The organism is Corallococcus sp. CA054B, assembly GCF_003611625.1.
In the GTDB taxonomy this organism is placed as follows: domain Bacteria; phylum Myxococcota; class Myxococcia; order Myxococcales; family Myxococcaceae; genus Corallococcus; species Corallococcus coralloides.
In genome coordinates this window covers 1-17,935 of sequence record NZ_RAVY01000131.1, presented here as the reverse complement: position 1 = coordinate 17,935, position 17,935 = coordinate 1, and the positions used below count along the sequence as shown (strand labels likewise).

The 17,935-nt window shown below is 70.6% G+C and carries 16 protein-coding genes; 8 read left to right on the top strand and 8 right to left on the bottom strand.

What is annotated here, in order from left to right; all coding sequences use genetic code 11:
• The 4 genes from D7V80_RS27300 to D7V80_RS27285 all read right to left on the bottom strand — a co-directional run bounded on the left by D7V80_RS27300 (position 1) and on the right by D7V80_RS27285 (position 5,338).
• The gene (locus tag D7V80_RS27300) at positions 1–804 is read right to left on the bottom strand and encodes a L,D-transpeptidase family protein (RefSeq protein WP_120590947.1); all 804 of its coding nucleotides are present in this window, start codon (positions 802–804) and stop codon (positions 1–3) included.
• Between the two features lie 471 nt (positions 805–1,275).
• A complete protein-coding gene (locus tag D7V80_RS27295) occupies positions 1,276–3,240 on the bottom strand; it encodes a LysM peptidoglycan-binding domain-containing protein (protein ID WP_120590946.1) in 1,965 nt (654 codons plus the stop codon).
• A 125-nt stretch (positions 3,241–3,365) separates the two neighbouring features.
• Complete coding sequence (locus D7V80_RS27290; protein WP_370452545.1) at positions 3,366–4,952, bottom strand: multiheme c-type cytochrome; 1,587 nt, start codon at positions 4,950–4,952, stop codon at positions 3,366–3,368.
• Positions 4,952–5,338, bottom strand: a complete 387-nt coding sequence (locus D7V80_RS27285) for a PleD family two-component system response regulator (RefSeq protein WP_014398957.1) — start codon at positions 5,336–5,338, stop codon at positions 4,952–4,954. The genes D7V80_RS27290 and D7V80_RS27285 overlap by 1 nt, the downstream gene beginning before the upstream one ends.
• A gap of 181 nt (positions 5,339–5,519) precedes the next feature.
• Here D7V80_RS27285 and D7V80_RS27280 point away from each other — a divergent pair, with 181 nt between their 5' ends.
• From D7V80_RS27280 to D7V80_RS27245, 8 genes are all read left to right on the top strand, one after another.
• Positions 5,520–7,160 carry a mechanosensitive ion channel family protein gene (locus D7V80_RS27280; RefSeq protein ID WP_120590945.1) on the top strand — a complete coding sequence of 547 codons (1,641 nt, stop codon included), beginning with the start codon at positions 5,520–5,522 and terminating at the stop codon, positions 7,158–7,160.
• A gap of 131 nt (positions 7,161–7,291) precedes the next feature.
• A complete protein-coding gene (locus D7V80_RS27275; protein WP_014398955.1) occupies positions 7,292–7,855 on the top strand; it encodes a hypothetical protein in 564 nt (187 codons plus the stop codon).
• Between the two features lie 10 nt (positions 7,856–7,865).
• Entirely contained in the window at positions 7,866–8,681 is an 816-nt protein-coding gene (locus tag D7V80_RS27270) for a hypothetical protein (protein ID WP_120590944.1), read from the top strand.
• A gap of 14 nt (positions 8,682–8,695) precedes the next feature.
• Positions 8,696–9,307: a penicillin-binding protein activator LpoB gene (lpoB, locus tag D7V80_RS27265; RefSeq protein ID WP_120590943.1), complete on the top strand. Its 612-nt coding sequence runs from the start codon at positions 8,696–8,698 to the stop codon at positions 9,305–9,307.
• Between the two features lie 9 nt (positions 9,308–9,316).
• Complete coding sequence (locus D7V80_RS27260; protein ID WP_199738869.1) at positions 9,317–10,609, top strand: COG3014 family protein; 1,293 nt, start codon at positions 9,317–9,319, stop codon at positions 10,607–10,609.
• Positions 10,610–10,641: 32 nt separating this feature from the next.
• A complete protein-coding gene (locus D7V80_RS27255; protein ID WP_120590942.1) occupies positions 10,642–11,400 on the top strand; it encodes a ZIP family metal transporter in 759 nt (252 codons plus the stop codon).
• 7 nt (positions 11,401–11,407) lie between these two features.
• The gene (locus D7V80_RS27250; RefSeq protein WP_120590941.1) at positions 11,408–12,199 is read left to right on the top strand and encodes a bifunctional 2-polyprenyl-6-hydroxyphenol methylase/3-demethylubiquinol 3-O-methyltransferase UbiG; all 792 of its coding nucleotides are present in this window, start codon (positions 11,408–11,410) and stop codon (positions 12,197–12,199) included.
• Positions 12,200–12,587: 388 nt separating this feature from the next.
• Positions 12,588–14,309, top strand: a complete 1,722-nt coding sequence (locus tag D7V80_RS27245) for a sigma-54 dependent transcriptional regulator (RefSeq protein WP_120590940.1) — start codon at positions 12,588–12,590, stop codon at positions 14,307–14,309.
• 16 nt (positions 14,310–14,325) lie between these two features.
• Here D7V80_RS27245 and D7V80_RS27240 read toward each other — a convergent pair whose 3' ends face one another.
• Genes D7V80_RS27240 through D7V80_RS27225 form a run of 4 tightly spaced genes read right to left on the bottom strand, consistent with a single transcriptional unit; the run spans position 14,326 to position 17,882 of the window.
• Positions 14,326–14,823 (bottom strand): GDYXXLXY domain-containing protein, encoded by a 498-nt coding sequence (locus D7V80_RS27240; protein ID WP_120590939.1) that lies wholly within the window; start codon positions 14,821–14,823, stop codon positions 14,326–14,328.
• The gene (locus D7V80_RS27235; protein WP_120590938.1) at positions 14,820–15,929 is read right to left on the bottom strand and encodes a DUF4401 domain-containing protein; all 1,110 of its coding nucleotides are present in this window, start codon (positions 15,927–15,929) and stop codon (positions 14,820–14,822) included. Before D7V80_RS27235 ends, D7V80_RS27240 begins: the two co-directional genes overlap by 4 nt.
• 2 nt (positions 15,930–15,931) lie before the next feature.
• On the bottom strand, positions 15,932–16,942 hold the full coding sequence (locus D7V80_RS27230; RefSeq protein WP_120590954.1) for a DUF2157 domain-containing protein: 1,011 nt from the start codon (positions 16,940–16,942) through the stop codon (positions 15,932–15,934).
• Between the two features lie 49 nt (positions 16,943–16,991).
• Positions 16,992–17,882 (bottom strand): alpha/beta fold hydrolase, encoded by an 891-nt coding sequence (locus tag D7V80_RS27225; RefSeq protein ID WP_120590953.1) that lies wholly within the window; start codon positions 17,880–17,882, stop codon positions 16,992–16,994.
• Between the last annotated feature and the right edge of the window lie 53 nt (positions 17,883–17,935).

Sequence of the window (17,935 nt, the reverse complement as noted above, 5' to 3'; positions counted from 1 at the left end):
TCAGCCCACGGTGACGGGGACGCCCAGGTGCGGGTCCTGGAGCGTCTCCACCACCGCGATGCGGTCGCCCACGGCGAGCGCGTCATGCAGCACGAGGATGTCCTCGTTCGCGTGACGGATGCACCCGTGGGACACGTCGCCGCCGAGCAGGGCAGGGGCGCCAGTGCCATGCAGCTCCTCGCCGCTGCGGCGTCCATCCGCCCAGGACAGGTCCAGCAGCCGCGAGCCGAACACGTGCCGGTCGTTCCACAGCCGCGCGCCCGCGTCCTCGGTGGCCACCTGGTCCAACTTCGCGCGGACGACCTTGAGGCCCGGGTGCGTGGGCGTGGCGGCGGTGCCCACCGCGTTGGGGAAGATGTCCACGAGCTTCCCCTCCGGGTCGAAGAGGAACGTGCGGTGCTCGCGCAGCGCGATGACCACGCGCACGGGCTGGCCCGAGTAGAACGGAGAGGGCAGGGCGCGCGACTGCCCCCGTGAGCCCGGAGCCGGAGCGAGCGCCTCCAGGGCCTTCAGCGTGGCGGCGTCGAGCACCCCACTGGAGCGCAGGCCCGCATGCACCTGGAAGTTGCGGAGCGCGCGCGCCGTGTCCGGGCCGTAGCGTCCGTCCGCGCCGCCGTACAGCGCGAACCCCATGTCCATGAGCGCGCCCTGCACCGCGCGAAGCCCGTCGCCTTTCGAGCCCGTGCCCAGCACCGTCGCGCCGGACGCCACGTCCGCGAGCTGAGGCGACCCGGCGAAGCGGGGATGTTCCAGGACGCCTGCCGTGGGAATCGCCGTGCCCGCGAAGTCGACCTGGGGCTCCATCACGGCCAGGCCTCCAGCCGTCACCGCACGCGTCGCATCCACTTGAGCCGCCGGTGCCGCCAGCGTCGTCACCCGCGAGGCACGCGCCGCAGCGACCTGCGCCGCCGGTGCGGCCAGCGCCGTCACCCGCGGGGCACGCCGTGCCTCCTCCTGCGTGACGACGGCTGCCGCCGTGGCTGCCACGGTGTCGCGTGCGCGCTCCTCCTGGCTGGACACTCCGTCGGACGGCGGGGCGACGGACAATCCGCGCGGTGCCGGACGGGGCCCGCTGAAGCGCGTCAGCGAGTTGCCTTCGGCCCCCGTCCTGTCCCCTGGACGTTCGACTCCACGGGGCAGGACGGACAGGACAGGCGAGGACTCTCGCGTGTCGGGCGTTTCAGCAGGGAGAAGCGGTGACTCTCGAAGCAGTGCGGATGCGAGCATGGCGCCGGGGACTGCAAGGTCCCGGCCGTCGCGCCATGCCCCGTACCGTTACGGCGCGCTCAGCGACAGCAGCTTGCCGGTGGGCACCGTGCGGTGGTCCTTGATGTGGTTCCACTTCATGATGTCCTGGACGGACACGTTGTAGCGCTGCGACACCGACCAGAGCGTCTCGCCCTCGGCCAGCGTGTGCACCTTGCCCTTGGGGCCCACGGGCGCCTGTCCCGCCACGGCGTTGGCCACCACGATGGTGCCGCCGCGCTCCTCCACCTTCGCCGGCGCCGCGCCCTTGGACTCCGGCGGCCACACCGCGAGCAGCGTGCCCAGCGACAGCGTGCGGTTGCGCTTGGGCAGGTTGTTCCACTTCTTCAGGTCGTCCACCGACACCTGGAAGCGGTTGGCGATGAGCCACAGGCTGTCGCCCTCCTGGACGCCGTAGGTGATGCGCGTCTTGCCATCCACCTTCTCCGTCTTCACCGGACCCGCCGCCACGGGGCCCCGGGGCGTGCCCGCCGGGACCTCGTCCTCCGGCCGCGTCGCCACCACGCCGCTGCGCCGCGCCTGCGCCACCTTCGCCGCCAGCGCGCCGGATGCCACCGCGCCACCGCCCGCGTCACCGCTGCCACCCCGGCCGTTCGCCGGCACCGGAATCACCAGCTCCGCGCGCACCTTCAGCACCCGCGCGCTCTTCAGCCGGTTCATCTGGAGGATGGCCTCCGGCGCCGTGCCGTACTTCTGGGCAATCTGCGACAGCGTGTCGCCCTTCTTCACCGTGTGCACCCGGAACGTCAGCCGGTCCGCGGGCGACAGCTTCGCCAGGTTCTGCGCGAAGAGCGTCGTGGTGCCGCGCGGCAGCTTCAGGGTGTAGGGCTTCGCGGCCGTCGCCGGAGGCGTGCACCAGCGCTTGAGCTCCGGGTTCAGCTCCTGCACGTCCTGCACGCTCACCCCGGCCGCGCGCGCCACCACGTCCAGGTCGGTCGCGTCCGTGAGCTTCACCTCGTCGTACTCCAGCGTGGACTCGTACTGGAACTCCTCCTCGGAGAAGCCGAACGCGGTGGGGTTCTTCGCCACCAGCGCCGCGGCGATGAGCTTGGGCACGTAGTGCTTCGTCTCCTTCGCCAGCCCGGGCTCCTCCGCCAGCACCCAGAAGTCGTTCGTCCCGTAGCGCGCCACCATCTTGCGCACCCGGTACGAACCCGTGTTGTAGCCCGCCCACGCCAGGTACCAGTGGCCCAGCTCGCCGTAGAGGTCCTTCAGGTACGCCGCCGCCGCGTGCGTGGCCTTGATGGGGTCACGTCGCTCGTCCACCCAGAAGTCCTGCTTGAGGCCGTACTGCTTGCCCGTGCTGGAGATGAACTGCCACGGCCCGGACGCATGCGCCCACGAGTACGCGTGCGCGGAGAAGCCGCTCTCGATCATCGCCAGGTACACCGTGTCCCGGGGCAGGCCCTTCGACTCCAGGATGGGCTGCATCACCGGCAGGTAGCGCGTGGAGCGCGCCATCCACTTGCGGAACCACTTGCGGCCGGGGCCCTGGAAGAACTGGATGTACTCGGCCACCCGCGGCTGCATGTCCACCGGGATGTCGTAGCGGTCCTTCACCTGCGAAATATCGAAGTTCGCCAGGTCGGTGATGCGCGCCAGCGGCGGGGCGGTGTCGTCCTCGCGGAAGGTGGGCTCCTCCAGCGCGTCCAACATTCGCAGCCGCAACGGGTTCGTCAGGCCCAGCCGCCGCAGCGACTGCATCATCTCCGCGTTCGGCTTCGCCTCCGGGTCCAGCGTCGCGCCTTCCAACGCGCGCAGCTCCTCCAGCTCGGCGGACTCGTTCTCCACCTCTTCCGTCTGCTCGCCTTCCTCCATGGGAGCGGGGGGCGTGGCCAGGCTGCCATCCGCCGTCAGAGAGGGAGCCTGCGAGGGGGGCACCGCATGCACGCCGGGCGGCGGCACGGGTGACGGCGCCACTCCCTGCGAGGAGGGAACCGAGGCCAGGGCAAGCAGGAGCAGAGAAAGCGGCATGGGAACGCCAGGCGAGGTCGCCCAGAAGCAGGCGAAGCCCGCAGTATTCGCCAGCTTTCTTGACAGTCAAACAACAAGTCGCTCGGTACGCCCTCGGGAAGGACCCACCGTAGGAGCGAGCGACCCTATTTCGCCGGTGGCTCGCCTGCCTGCCCGCTCTTTCCCGTTCCGCCATGACCGGGACCGAGGATGCGAGGCAGGTACGTGGCGAAGTCGAAGTGCGGCGAGTTCTCCGTGTTGTGGCAGGTGATGCACACGGCCTCTCCCGGCTTGCCCACGATGGTGGCCGGGCTCGGCGCGTCGACATGCTTGGAGCCCGGACCGTGGCAGCTCTCGCAGCCTACGTCCTCGCGGCCCGCCACCTTGTCCAGCCGGCACACGCCGCCGGGCTTCTGCCAGCCGGTGACGTGACAGCCCACGCAGTTGAGGTGGTGCTGCTTGCCCACCTCCTCCAGCGTCTCCCACGCGTGGTGGTGCTTCGTGCGCTCCCACACGCCGGTCGCGTCCGGGTGGCAATCCGCGCACACCGCACTGCCGACGAAGCCCGCCTGGCCCTTCTCCGGAAGCGGGCAGTCCTGGCCGTGCGCCTTCGCCCACGCGAGGTTCAGCTGGCCCACGTCCGCGTCGTACGCCTTCACCAACGCCTGCGTGTCCGGCGCGCTGGGCAGGTTCGACTCCAGCGGCAGGAAGCGCAGCGCGAAGCCGTTGACGTCCGCGGCGGGCGCGGGCGGCGCGGTGAGGAGGCCCTGCTTGCGCGCCGCGAGCTCGTCGCGCTTGCCCTGCTTCAGCGCCTTCAGCTTCGGGTCGATGCCAGGCAGGGCGATCTCCTTGTCCAGGAGCGCGAGGCGCTGCTCCAGCGCCGTCACCTCCCGCTCCACGTCGCCCTGCGAACGCTGCGGCGTGAAGGGCCCCTTCGCGGGCGCGTACGTCAGGTCCACGCGCAACAGCGAGCGCCCCTTGCTCTGCACCGCCACGACCGGCACGTCGGAGCGCACCAGCCGGTTCTCCTCGGCGGAGAACTCACCGGCGCTGTGCGTGGCCACCACCAGGTTCGCGGCGAGGCCCGGCAACGCGGCGGCGGCCTGCGCGGCCTCCAGCGGCTGGTCCAGCAGGCCCACCACGAAGTCCGCGCCCTGCTCGCGAGCCTGCTGACTGGCCTTCACCAGCGCTTCGCCGGAAGCCGCGGCCACCACGCCCACCTTGCGCGTCCCCGCGTCCAGCACCTTCACGCCGCCCGCGGGAATCTCCGGCAGGCCCAGGCCCTTTCGGAAGTCCGCGCCGCGCGTGTCGTCCAATTCGCCCGTGGCGCGCGCGGCGAGGCCCATGGTGCGGAACGCGTCCGCGAGCGCCTTCGCCTTGCGCTCCTCCTGCGGCACCTGATCCGCCTTGAGGTGCGTCTCCCCGAAGAGGCTGTTGCCGCCGTCGATGTACAGCACCGGCTGGCCGCCCTGACGCGCCTGCTGCACCTGGAACGCCGCCCGGCCGATGCCGCCGCGCATGTTCTCGCTGCATCCGCACGGGCCCAGGTAGCCACGCGTGTCCGCGGAGATGAACAGCACGGCGCCCGGAGGCGCGGCGGGAGTAGGGGAGGCGGTCTGCTGCTGCCCGGGGACGCTGCCCGCGCCGCTCTCCGGGGCGCGCGGCTCCTGGCGTCTGCAACCGGTGAGGAGCGCGCTCACGAGCACCGCGAGGACGGCCGCGCGCATCGTCATCACCAGAGGATGCTCTGCACCAGTTCGTCGATCTTCTCGCCCATCGCCTCCAGGCCGTTCACCTTGGAGAGCGAGCCATCCGCGCCCACCTGCTCGGCCAGCTTCGACAGCTCGTCGTCCGGCAGGCTGGAGAACAACACGATGGGGATGTCCTGCGTGTTGTACTCGTTCTTCAGCGTGCGGCAGATGTCCGTGCCCTTCGCCTCGGGCATGTGGATGTCCGTGAGGATGAGGTCCGGCCGCCAGCTCTGAAGCGTTTTCTCAAACTCCATGAGCGTGGAGGTGGCCACGACCTCATAGCCCCGCGCCTCCAGGACGGCCTTCTCCATGGCGAGGGTGATCTCGCTGTCGTCAATGAGGAGGATTCTTCGCTTCTCTTCGGACACGGCGACCTTCCTTGGGGGTCGGTTCTAGCCCACCACCCAGCGGCGCACCAATGCTTTCCCGTGTCGCGCTCCAGCACGGGTTTCCAGTTCTCCACCCCGGGCGTCCCAGCGGCCGGGCGGGCTCGGAAACACCCACCGTCTTTCCCGCACAACCGACCGCACACAGAGTATGGAGGCGCCCATGAAGCGCCATGCCTCCCGGGTCCTGGTGGCCCTCCTTCTCCTGGGGTGCGTCCTCGGTGGCCTCCCTGTCCTGGCCCTCAACAACGGCCTGGGGCAGGTCCCCCAGGACCTGGACCGCACGTCGCCTCGCGCCACGGCGCAGGGCTTCCTGGACGCGGTGCATCGCGGGGACTACCCCCGCGCCGCCTACTACCTCTACCTGGACCATCTTCCAGAGGCCGAGCAGCCCGCGCAGGGCGCCCAGCTGGCCCGGAAGCTGAAGTTCGTCCTGGACCGCGAGCTGTCGGTGGACACGTCCGTCCTGCCGAAGGCGCCGGAGGGCGAGTCCCCCAATTCACGCTTCGTGTCGCTGGGGGCCATCCCGCTCAAGGGCGAAAGCGTGCCCATCCGGCTGCAGCGCATCGCCGTGGAGGGCACGCCCACCTGGGTGGTGTCGGAGCCCACCGTGAAGATGGTGGACCCGCTCTTCGAGGAGTACGGCCCGCTGCTCACCGAGACGCTCCCGGCCTTCTTCTTCGACCGCACGGTGCTGGGGCTGGAGCCGTGGCAGTGGCTGGGACTCGTGGTGACGCTCCTGAGCGCGTGGATCCTCTCCTATCTCCTGGAGAAGCTCCTCCTGGCCGCCGCGCTGCGGGTGGCGCGCTGGACGCGCATCTCCTGGGACGACCAGATTGTCAGCGCGGGCCGGGGGCCCCTGCGGCTGCCCTTCTTCGCCCTCCTCCTGGCGCTGGGCACCTCGTTCCTGCTCCTGCCCCCCAAGCTGAAGCTGCTGAGCGACCGGGTGAGCTACTCGCTCACCATCGTCGCGGTGGCGTGGTTCATCCTGCGCTTCCTCCGCGTGTCGGAGGCCTACGTCCAGAGCCGCGTCACCTCCGAGTCCAGCCCCCACCGCCGCGCGCGCTCGCTGCGCACGCAGCTGGCCGTGCTGCGCGCCGTCTTCGAGGTCGCCACCTACGTCATCGCCGCCGCGCTGCTGCTCATGCAGTTCGAGGTGGTGCGCAACGTGGGCGTGTCGCTCTTGGCCTCCGCCGGTATCGCGGGCCTCGCCATCGGTCTCGCCGCGCAGAAGTCGCTGTCCTCGCTGCTCGCCGGCATCCAGCTGTCCATCACCCAGCCCGTCAGCATTGGCGACAACGTGCTGGTGGAGGGCGAGTTCGGCACGGTGGAGGAGATCACCCTCACGTACGTCGTGCTGCGCATCTGGGACCAGCGGCGCATGGTCATCCCCATCAACCAGTTCCTGGACAAGCCGTTCCAGAACTGGAGCAAGGGGTCCCCGGAGATCATGGGCACCGTCATCCTCCAGGTGGACTACATGGCGGACATCGACGCGCTGCGCGCGGAGCTGGACCGCATCCTCGCCAACGAGGCGAAGCACCTGTGGGATGGCCGGGTGAAGACGCTGGTCGTCTTCGACGTGATGGACAAGACCCTCACCGTGCGTGCCCTGGTGAGCGCGGCGAACTCCAGCAAGCTGGGCGACCTGCGCTTCCTCGTGCGCGAGCGGCTGGTCGTCTTCCTGCGCTCGAAGCCCCACTGGCTGCCCATGGTGCGCAGCGAGTCCCGTCCCGCGCAGCTCCCGCCCTCCCGGGACGACCAGGAGGACGCCATCCAGGGCGCTCCGGAGCCCCGGTCCTGAAGGAGGGCGCCTGTGAGAGCCTCAGGGAAAACAGGCGCTTGCACGGACGCTCGCCGCGCGATGAATATGTCGGCCCACGCGACGTAAGACGCGCGTAAGAGCATTCGCACCCACGCTGGGGAGTCCATCAGATGAAGCGTCCTGTCACGTTGTGCGGAGCCCTGGCGCTCCTGGCCGTCGCCGCGCCGCTCACCGCGAGCGCCCAGGAGCGGGGCCGCACCGACGGGCCCGAGGAGTCGGAGTACGGCAAGGGGGGCTACGGCGACAACCGCCGCGGCGTGTCGCTCCAGTTCGACTGGGGCGCGGCCATCAACTCCGGGGAGAACCCCCGGGGCGCACCGGAAGGCCCGCCGCTGTTCGTGGGTGCCACCGTGTCCCTCTGGGGGGATGACTGGTACCGCCTGGACGTCAGCGGCGCGTACGTCTTCGACGGTGGGCGCTTCGTCGGCAACGTGGGCCCCACGTTCCGCACCTGGGGCTGGCCGCTGGCCTTCACCCTCGGCCTCAAGGCGGGCGCCATCGTCATCCCGGAGGGCGAGGGCCTTCGCTTCGCCCTGTCACCGCAGGTGGGCGCGGAGCTCTTCCTGGACCGCCGCGACCGCGTGCTCATGGGGCTGCACTACTCGCCGGACATTCCCATTGGGGGAGGAGGAGTCACGAACCGGTTGTTCATGAACGTCGGATACCGGTTCTGACCGAAACGCCATGATCGCTCAACTGCTCGCCGCCGCTGTCGCGTTGACCACGGCCCAGGCGCCTCGCGCCGCCGCGCCGTCCGTGGCACTGCCGTTCCCGTCGGGGGACGTGCAGACCTACAACATCATCCAGTGGGACCCGAACGCGCTGCCGCGCATCTATGAGCGGTCGGACCAGCTCCCGCTCACCGACGAGGAGCTGACCAAGCTGTCGCAGGCCGGCTTCGAGCCCGCGCAGCTGGTGAAGATGATTGAAGAGCGCCGCTGCGCCTGCGACGCGAGCGCGGACGGCCTCATCCGCCTGAAGAAGGCGGGGGTGGACAAGACGGTGCTGGCGGCGGTGTCGCGCCATGGCCTGGCGCCCAACCGGCAGCTGGACATCCTGGTGACGCTGGACTTCACCGGGGAGAGCCGCACCGCGCGCGAGGCGTTCCTCTACTTCTTCGTGGACGACGGGGACATCACCCGCGTGTTCTCCGCGAACCTCCCGGAGCTGCTGCAGCGCCGCAACAGCCACGAGACCATGGTGGACCGCAGCGACATCATGGTGGCGCGCACGGTGCGCCGCATCCAGCTCGCGGGCAACGTGCCGCTCAAGACGTACGGCGCGCACCGCGTGATGGTGGCCGCCAGCGCCAGCCCCACGCTCACGCACCCCTCGCAGCTCACCCCGCAGGAGCGCGCGAAGGCGCAGACGTACACCTTCGACTATCCGCGCGCGTCCTTGCAGAGCCTCTGCCGGCTGACGGCCGGCTACCGCCGCGACGCGGTGCTTGCCTACAAGTGGAACTTCGAAGGCAGCCGCTTCGAATGCGAATGGAACTAGGAGTCAACCCGACCATGAACACCCGCCGCCTGTTGCTGTCCGCCCTCGTCGCCGTGTCGCTCGCCGGCTGTGGAGGCCCCCGCGCCTTCACGCGCGGCACCTACGAGGACCCCAACACCATCGAGATGCTGGGGGACCGCTTCAACGAGAACGACCTGCAGCTCATCGCGAAGAAGATGGCCGAGTCGCTCGCCAGCTCCCCGCGCTTCGCGCAGCCCCCGCCGCAGGGCGCGGCCCTGCCCATCGTCCTCGTGGGCAAGCTGCGCAACAGCACCAGTGAGCACATCGACATGCGCTCGCTGGGGGACAAGATCCAGACGGCGCTCGCGCAGACGGGCCGCTTCGCGCTGGTGGACCAGCAGGCGCGCCAGGACATCGCGGAGGAGTACGAGTACCAGCAGTCCGGCTACGTGAACCCGAACGCCGCCAAGGCCCCGGGCCAGCAGGCGTCGGTGGACTTCCTGATGACGGGCGACCTCGCCTCCATCATCCAGGAGGTCGGCCGCGACAAGCTCGTCTATTACAAGATGACGGCGAAGCTGAACGACGTGCGCACCGGCACGATCGCGTGGACGGACGAGAAGCAGATCCGCAAGAAGTTCGAGAAGCAGGGCGTGAGCTGGTAGCCGTCCGCCGTGTCCAACCTCCCCGACATCGCATCCCAGGCCCCGCGCGTCCCCGCCGCTTCCCCGGTGGCGGCGCGTTGGGGCCTGCTGTTCATCGTGGCCCTGAGCGCCCTGGGCTTCGGCACCGGCTGCGCCAGCGACTACGTGGCGCGCACGGCCTCCGCTCGCTCCGCGTACCAGTCCTCCGACTATCCGCGCGCCCTGCGTGAGCTGGACGGCGAGCAGAAGGAAGCCCCCGAGCGCGACCAGCTCCTGTTGCTCCTGGACAAGGGCATGGTGCTGCACGCGGCAGGGCAGTGGGAGGAGAGCACGAAGGTGCTGGCCCAGGCGGATGACCTGAGCGCGCAGCTGGACATCACCTCCGTGAGTGAAGAGGCCGGCATCCTGCTCAGCAACGAGCGGCGCCGCGCCTACCGCGGGGAGGACTTCGAGAAGCTGATGATCTCCGTCCTCCAGGCGCTCAACTACGCGGAGCTGGGCCGGGACGAGGACGCGCTCGTGGAGGTCCGCCGCGTCAACGAGCGCCTGGAGAAGATGATCACCGAGGAGAAGAAGCCGTACGAGCAGCTCGCCATCGCGCGCTACCTGGGCGGCGTGCTGTACGAGGACCAGCGCGAGTGGGACTCGGCCTTCATCGACTACATGAAGGCGTACGAGCTGGAGCCCCGGCTGGGCGGGCTGGTGGAGCCCCTGCTGCGGCTGGCGAAGAAGACCGGCCGTGACGACGCCTACGAGACGCTCTCCAAGAAGTTCCCGGACGTGGCGCACGACGCGGTGGGCCCCGGCGAGGGGCAGCTCGTCGTGGTGGTGGAGGCGGGCCTGGCGCCGCAGAAGGAGCGCGCGTCGCGCGACTACGGCGACTCCGGGGACCTGATTGAGGTGCCCGTGTACCGGGACCGCGGTGGCACACCGCCGGTGCGCGTGTCGGTGCAGGGGCAGGCGCAAGCGGCGGTGACGGTGACGTCGCTGTCGCGCGTGGCCCAGGTGCACCTGAACGACCGCATTGGCCGCATGCTGGCGAAGCAGCTGGCGGGCGCGGTGGCGAAGGCGGGCGTGGCCGCGGGCGTGGGCGCGCTGACCAAGAGCAAGGAGCTGGGCGTGCTCACCTTCCTGGTGCTCAACGCGGGCAACCAGGCCGACCTGCGCTCCTGGCTTTCACTGCCGGCGGAGTTCCAGGTGGCGCGCTTCCGGCTTCCTCCGGGAAAACACACCGTCCAGGTGGATGCACCGGGCCGGCCCACCACCCACCTGGTGGAGGTGAAGCCAGGGCGGGTGGAGGTGCTGGTGGTGCGAAGCTACTGACGGCGTCGTTTTGGGAGTAGGGTGCGCGCCCCATGTCGCCGGTCGTAGCCGAAGTCCTCCTGTACTCCTTCATCGTCGTGGTGAGCGCGCTGGCCGGCGCGGGCGTGGTCATCTTCAATGACCGTTCCACGCGGCTCGTGACGTTCCTGGCCTTCGCGGCGGGCGTGATGTTCGGAGCGGCCTTCTTCCACATGCTCCCGGAGGCCTACGAGGGCGGCGGCTGGTGGGCCTTCGCGCTCGTGCCCATGGGCTTCCTCTTCGTGCTGGTGCTGGAGCGCTACCTCGTGGCCCACGCCTGTGAGGAGCCGCCGGACTGCGCGGAGCACGTGCACGGCCACGCGCTGGGCTTCAGCGCGTTCCTGGGCCTGTCCACGCACACGCTCTTCGACGGCATCGCGCTGGGCTCCGCGGTGAAGGAGGGCGTGGGCGCCATGGCGCTCCTGGCCATCACCGCGCACAAGGTGCCCTCGTCGCTGTCGCTCGCGTCCATCCTCCAGGCGGAAGGCAAGAAGCGCGGCACCATCCTGGCGTACACGGCGCTGTACGGCCTGATGGTGCCGGTGGGCGCGGTGCTCTACTTCGGCTTCGACGCGGTGCTGAGCTTCCAGTCGCTGGCGCCCAAGGCCCTGGCCTTCTCCGCCGGCACCTTCCTCTACATCGCCGTGTCGGACCTGCTGCCGCACGTGAACAAGCACGGCAGGGACAAGCCCGGGCGCAACCTGGTGGCATTGGCAGCCGGGTTGCTGGTGATGTTCGTGCTCGCGCGCGTCCTGGGACACACGGAGCACTGACGGCACCATGGAACGACGCAAGGACTGGTACGAGCATCCGGAGTACTACGAGGCCATCTTCGGCACGGACACCGTGCGCGAGGCGGACTTCCTCCAGGAGCTGAGCCGGCGCTTCGGCACCGGAGGCAACCAGTGGCTGGAGCCCGCGTGCGGCGCCGGCCGGCTGGTGGCGGAGGCCGCGAGCCGGGGCCTGAAGGTCGCGGGCTACGACTTGTCGGAGGCCATGCTCGCGCACGCGCGCAAGCGCCTGTCCCCCGCGGAGCGCCGCCGCGTGAAGCTGTCCCAGGCGCGCATGGAGGACTTCTTCGACCCGGCGCTGGAGGGGCGCGTGGACCTGGCCCACACGCTGGTCTCCACCTTCCGCTACCTGGACAGCGAGAAGGCCGCGGTCGAGCACCTCACCGGCACCCGCCGCCTGCTCAAGCCGGACGGCATCTACGTGCTGGGCTTCCACCTCACGGACTACGCGCGCTCAGGCCCCGAGCACGAGCGCTGGGTGGGGCAGGTGGGCAAGGACAAGGTCGTGTGCAACACGCACGAGGGCCTGCCGGAGCAGCGCCTGCGCCGCTCGCCCATGCGCAACCGCCTGCGCGTCACCGGTCCGGACAAGGACTGGCTCATCGAGACGACGTGGTACTTCCGCACGTACGACGAGGCCCAGGTGAAGCGCCTGTTCCGCAAGTCCGGCCTGCGCGTCGCGGCCACGTTCGACTTCGACTACGACCTGGACTCGCCCGTGGGGCGCGGCAGCCCGCGCCTGGACCGCGTCTTCGTGCTGAAGCGGGACACCGCCTCCTGAAGCCTGATTGGTATGGAATGACCCGGACGCCTGCCCGTTTGGAAGGCTCGGTTCGACAGGCTTTGGGGCTCAAACGCCAGGGCTTTTGCGTCCTATCCGGACGCGCCTGCGTTCCAGCGGGACGCAGCTTGAGTGGGGGCTGCCTCATGACCCCGCGAAATCATTGGGGTTCCATGCCTGGCATGAGAGCCGCAATGCGTCTGCTCATACGCCGGCAACGGCGTGTACCGCATCCAGATGCACCCGGAGCGCGGAAGGAGGGGCCGCTCCTTCCGCGCTCTCCATCTGAATCCGCATCTCCCTGCCATCTCCGATAGAGTCCGCGTCTGCTTTTTGGACGGCTTCGCCGGTCGGCGGTGGCGCGGCTTCCGCACGGGAGGCGATGGGGATGCAAGACGAGTTGGCGCAGCTCATGGCTGCGCTTCGGGATTCCAGGGACTTCGAGACCGCGGCGGCAGCGACGTTGCGCCGGATGCTGGCCGTGGCGGACGCCGCGGTGGCGGCCAGCCGCTATGCGGGCCGGGCCCGGGTCCTGCGCGGCATCGTCCACCTGCGTCCTGGCGAAGCGTACCGCCGGCTGGCGGCGCTGGACGTGGGCGCGCGCGAGGTGACGGACGCGGGCGTCGGGACGCCCTTCTTCACCTCCGCCACGGCCTGGCGCGCGGTGGTGGAGCACCGGTGCGCGGTGTCCATCGACGTGAACATCGGCACGGTGCAGCCGCACGCGCCGGACGCGCCGGTGACGGGCGACCCGGGACTCGCGGGCTTCCACAGCAACGAGAGCAAGCAGCGCTTCCTGGGCCGCCACGCGACGCACGTGTGCGTGCTGCCCCTGCGCACGCCCGCGGGCATGGAGGGCATGATTTCCCTGGAGGCGGATTGCCTCGCCGCCATGGGGCAGGAGTTCGTCTGGCGCGACGCTGGCGATTCGCTCCAGCTGCTCACGGACATCGCCGCGCCGTACCTCACCGCGCTGCCGCAGCGGCCGGTGGCCACGCCGGAGGTGGACGAGTTCCTCCCCGTGGTGGGCCGCTCCATGGCGGAGCTCCTGCCCATCCTGCGGACCTTCGCGCTCCAGGACGAGACCATCCTCGTGAGCGGGGCCACTGGCGCGGGCAAGTCGCGCCTGGCGCGCTGGTGCCATGAGCGCTCCGGCCGCCGGGGCAAGCCCTTCGAGACGCTGGACCTGGTGACGGTGCCGGAGGACCTCCAGATGGCGGAGCTCTTCGGCTGGAAGAAGGGCGCCTTCACCGGCGCGGTGCGCGACGCGCCGGGCGTGGTGGCCCGCTCGGACGGCGGCACGCTGTTCATCGACGAAATCGACAAGCTGTCGCTGAAGGCGCAGGCGGGCCTGCTGCACCTCCTGGAGTCGCGCAGCTACCGGCCGCTGGGCGAGGGCACCGGCGAGAAGCTCGCGGACGTGCGCTTCATCATCGGCACCAACGCGGACCTGCTCGCACAGGTGCGCGCCGGCCGCTTCCGCGAGGACCTGTACTACCGCGTGAACGTGCTGCCGGTGCGCATGCCGCCCTTGCAGGACCGGCAGGACGAGATTCCCCTCTGGGCGCGGTACATGGTGAATCGCCGTCACCGCGAGCGGCTGCCGGAGGGCTCGGCTCGGCTGGCGCCGGAGGCGGAGCTGCTGCTGACCACCAGCTCGTGGCCGGGCAACCTGCGGCAGCTCGACAACATCGTGCGGCGTGCGTACACGCTGGCGATGGTGGAGCACGCGGGCAGCACGGGCGACCTGGTGCTCCAGGAGAAGCACGTGGCGCGGGCGCTGGACTACGAGCAGTCCCCAGGCGGCCGTCCGCTGCCGGAAGCCCTGCGGGCCGCGGCGCAGGCCTTCGTCGGCGAGGCGCGCAGGCGCGGCACACCGCTGGACCTGGACTACGCGGATGGCTTCCGCGGGCTGGTGCTGGGCCTGGCCATCCGTCAGGTGGGCCGCGACGAGGCCTTCCGCCTGCTGGGCCGCGAGAGCCTGGTGAAGAACCGCAACCACCACAAGGCGCTCAAGCGCGAGCTGGAGAAGGTGGACGGTCTCTACAAGGCGCTGGGCGAGGACGGCTCCCCGTTCTCCGACCTGCTGGAGAACGAGGACGCGGACTGACTTAGGGGGCGCGCCTTCAACGGATGGCGCTGCCCAGCGGCTGGTGGTTCTCGTCGCGCAGGCCCACGAGCACGCTGGTGCCGTTGTCCGTCACCCGCAGCTCGCCGTAGCGCGCGTTCGCGTAGCGCTCCGCGTGGCCCTCCTGGAAGAAGAAGGCCTCCGCGCCCAGGCGCATCTGCGAATTGCGGATGCGGAAGCGCAGGCGCACCTCGCCGGGCGCGAGCGGGGTGCCCGGCGTCTCGTAGCGCACGAACTCGCCCACGTTGTGCTCGTCCAGGCGCAGCACCACGTTGCCGTCCTCCTGGGGCTGCTCGCGGCCTTCGCGCCAGCCCTGGTTGATGGCGTAGTCGAGCACCATGTAGTCGCCCTGGATGAGCGAGCGCGGATCCACCGGAGCCAGCCGCAGCAGCACGGGCTGCCCCCGCGCGAGCACGGTCTCCTTCTGCACGACGAGGAAGGCGAGCGCGACGAACACCAGCGCGAGCCCACCGAAGATGACGGCGCCGCGTTTCATCGGGCCTCCGTGAGGACGGCGGACTGCCGCCGCAGGAAGAACTGCCGCACGCCCAGCAGCACCAGGCCGCTGCCCGTGAGCGCGAGCGCCTTGGCCCAAAGCGTGAGGTGGAGGTCGTAGTAGTAGTACGCGCCGAACGTCAGCAGGAACGCCACCGCCAGCCCCAGCATCACGCGGCTGCGGCGGTGGAAGCCGAGCGTCAGCATCAGCACCGCCACCAGCACGCCCGGCGTGTTCAGCGTCATCACCGTGAGCAGCACCAGCGCGCAGACCGCGGGAATCCAGACGCGTTGCTCCCGCGACAGCCCCAGCTCGCGCAGCACCCGCCACCCCGTCCACGCGAGGAGCAGCGCCAGCAGGAGGGAGAGGTACGCGCTCGGCACGAACCCACTCTCGAAGCGGAAGACGTAGCGGAAGCCCTCCTGCGCGCTCTCGAAGTTGCGGAACAGCAGCCACCCGGGCACGGCGCACGCAAGCGCGAAGGCGATGGGACCCACGCGCGGACCCAGCTGTCCGCGCCGCAGCAGCGGCTCGAAGAGCAGGATGCCGGAGAGCGCGGCGGCGCACAGGAGCATCCACACGTCCACGCCCGCGCCTCCCACCGCATCGAGCGCGAACACGCCGACGGACACGCAGAGCCCCACCGTCGCCAGGAAGTAGAGGATGAGGTCCGGGTACACGGCGAGCAGCACGACGGACGCCGCCGCTCCCGCGAACGCGATGGTGAGGGTGTTCTGCTCCAGCTGCGCCAGCCCCACGAGGAACGCGCCCACGCCCGCCATGCACAGGGCCAGGGCGAGCTGCTCCATGAAGGCACCCTGGGAGGTCCGGCGCAGGAGCACCGCCGCCACCGTCAGCACCAGGCCCATGGCGGTGAGCGCCACCTCCTCCTTCCAGAGGCCCACGCAGGCGAAGAAGCTGAGCAGGAAGGCGGCGGACAGCCACGCGCCGCCGCCGGCCAGCGCCTTCACGAACCAGGGCGAGGCACCCAGCGTCTTCTGCCGGATCTCCAGGGCGGTGCGGGCTCGCGCGTCCACCCCCTCGTCCACGTGGCCCTCGGCCTTGAGCCCCGCAAGCACGTCTTGAATGGTCGGTCGCAGGGCCATGATCAGGTCTCCTCCGAAACGCCCGTGGCCTGCGACTCGTGGCGCAGCCAGTACACCGCCAGGCTCACCTCGCCAATGAGCACCATCGGCAGGATGAAGAGGGTCAGCTCGTCGGCGCGCGTCACCTCCACGAGGAAGTAGCCCACCGCCGTGGTGACGAGCGTGATGACGCTCAGCGCGCCCACGGTGAGCAGGAACAGCTCGCCGTGCAGGTGCCGGTGCAGGGCGTAGATGGCGACCAGCGCTCCCAGCACCAGCAGCAGGGACACGCCGGACTCGAGCGAGCGGTCGTGCCTGCTCACGATGAACAGGATGCCCAGGGTCACCAGCGGCATCAGCGTCATGAGGGACAACACGCGGGGCATCCACCGCCCCTGGAGCCAGGAGACCTTCTGGTTGGCGAAGTGCTCGTACGTCGCCCAGGCGAACCCGTTGAGCAGCCCCAGCACCAGCGCGAGCCGCGCCTCGTAGGAGCCGAAGCGCGTCATGCGCTGGCCCCAGAAGAGGATGACGCCCGTGTTGACGAGCACGAGCTGGAGCATCCACAGCGGCGTGAAGCGCGCCAGCGCCACCCACGGTAGGATGAGCACGCCCCAGCCGATGAAAAGCTCATACGGATCCGCGCCCGTCTGGTACGTCTGTCCGTACACGGCGAGCAGCGGGCCCACCAGCACCGCGGCGGCGAGCAGCGCGAACTGGCCCGCGGGCCGGTCGCCCAGCCGCCACGCGCCCACCGCCGCTCCGGCGATGCCCAGGCAGATGAGGCCCAGCTTCGAGAAGCGACCCAGCTCCGCCCAGTTGAAGGCGAAGAAGTACACCACGCCCGCCAGCACCAGCAGCGAGCCCAGGGCCATCAACGTCGTGGACAGGAACGCGCGCCACGCGGGCCGCTCCGGCGATGCGACCGCCAGGTGCAGCGCGCGCCCGTACGCGTCCGGTCTCAGGATTCCGGCGTCCGCCAGCGCGTGCAGCCGCTCCGGCGTCGCCTCCAGATCAAGAAAGTCTTTCGGCACGGCCAAGGACTGTACCCGGTTCAAGTGACGCCGGGGACACCGCGCCCGCTCACGGACTGGAGGGCTCCGCGTCCAGGAAGGCCTTCAGCTCGGGGAGCACGCGCTCGGGATGCTCCAATTGCGGACTGTGTCCGCACGCCACGCGCAGCACCCGGGCCTGGGGAAGGTGGCGCGCGGCCTCGTCGGCGAGCGAGACGGGCAGCGTCTCGTCGCGCTCGCCCCAGATGAGCAGCACGGGGACCTTCACCTCGCCCAGCCGCTCGCGGCGGTGGAACAGCGGACCCGTCAGCGGCACCAGCGCGTTGAAGGCCTGCGCGGCTTCGGGCCTCCCGCCGGGCACGCTCAACAGCTCGTAGCTCAGCTGTCCCAGCTTCTCTCCCAGCGGCGTGGGAGGCGGCGGCAGCATCCGCGCCATCGCCCAGGGGCCCAGGTTGCGCGCCAGCCGCTCCGGCCCTGCTCGGAAGAAGAGGCGCGAGGCGCGCGGCATCTCCGGACCCAGCCCCATCGCGTCCACGAGCACCAGCCGCTCCACCGGCACCTTGCCTCGCAGCGCGAGCTCCAGCGCCACCAGTCCGCCCAGCGAGTGGCCGACCACCGACACCGGCCCCGGCGCCACCATCCCCAGCGACTCCTCCACCGGCGCCGTGAAGAAGCGCACCGCGTCCTCCGCGGACCTCACGTGCACGTCCGCCGGGGTGGACTGACCGAAACCGGGCAGGTCCAGGGCCAGCACCCGGTGGTGCCGGGCCAGCGCCGTCAGGTACGGGAACCAGTGGGTCGCCGCGTTCCCACGCCCGTGGAGGAAGACGACCGTGGAGCGGGCGCCCTCGGGAGGACCCCCTTCGAGGATCCGCACCGCGCCGCCCCCGGGCAGCCAGTGCACCTGGGGCACCACGGCCGGGGCCAGCTGGGCCAGGAGCCCCGTCTCCACCGGGCCCACGGGGGGCGTGGCGCCCGGGGCGCCGGGGCGGCCGGCGGCGTCCCAGCGAGGGG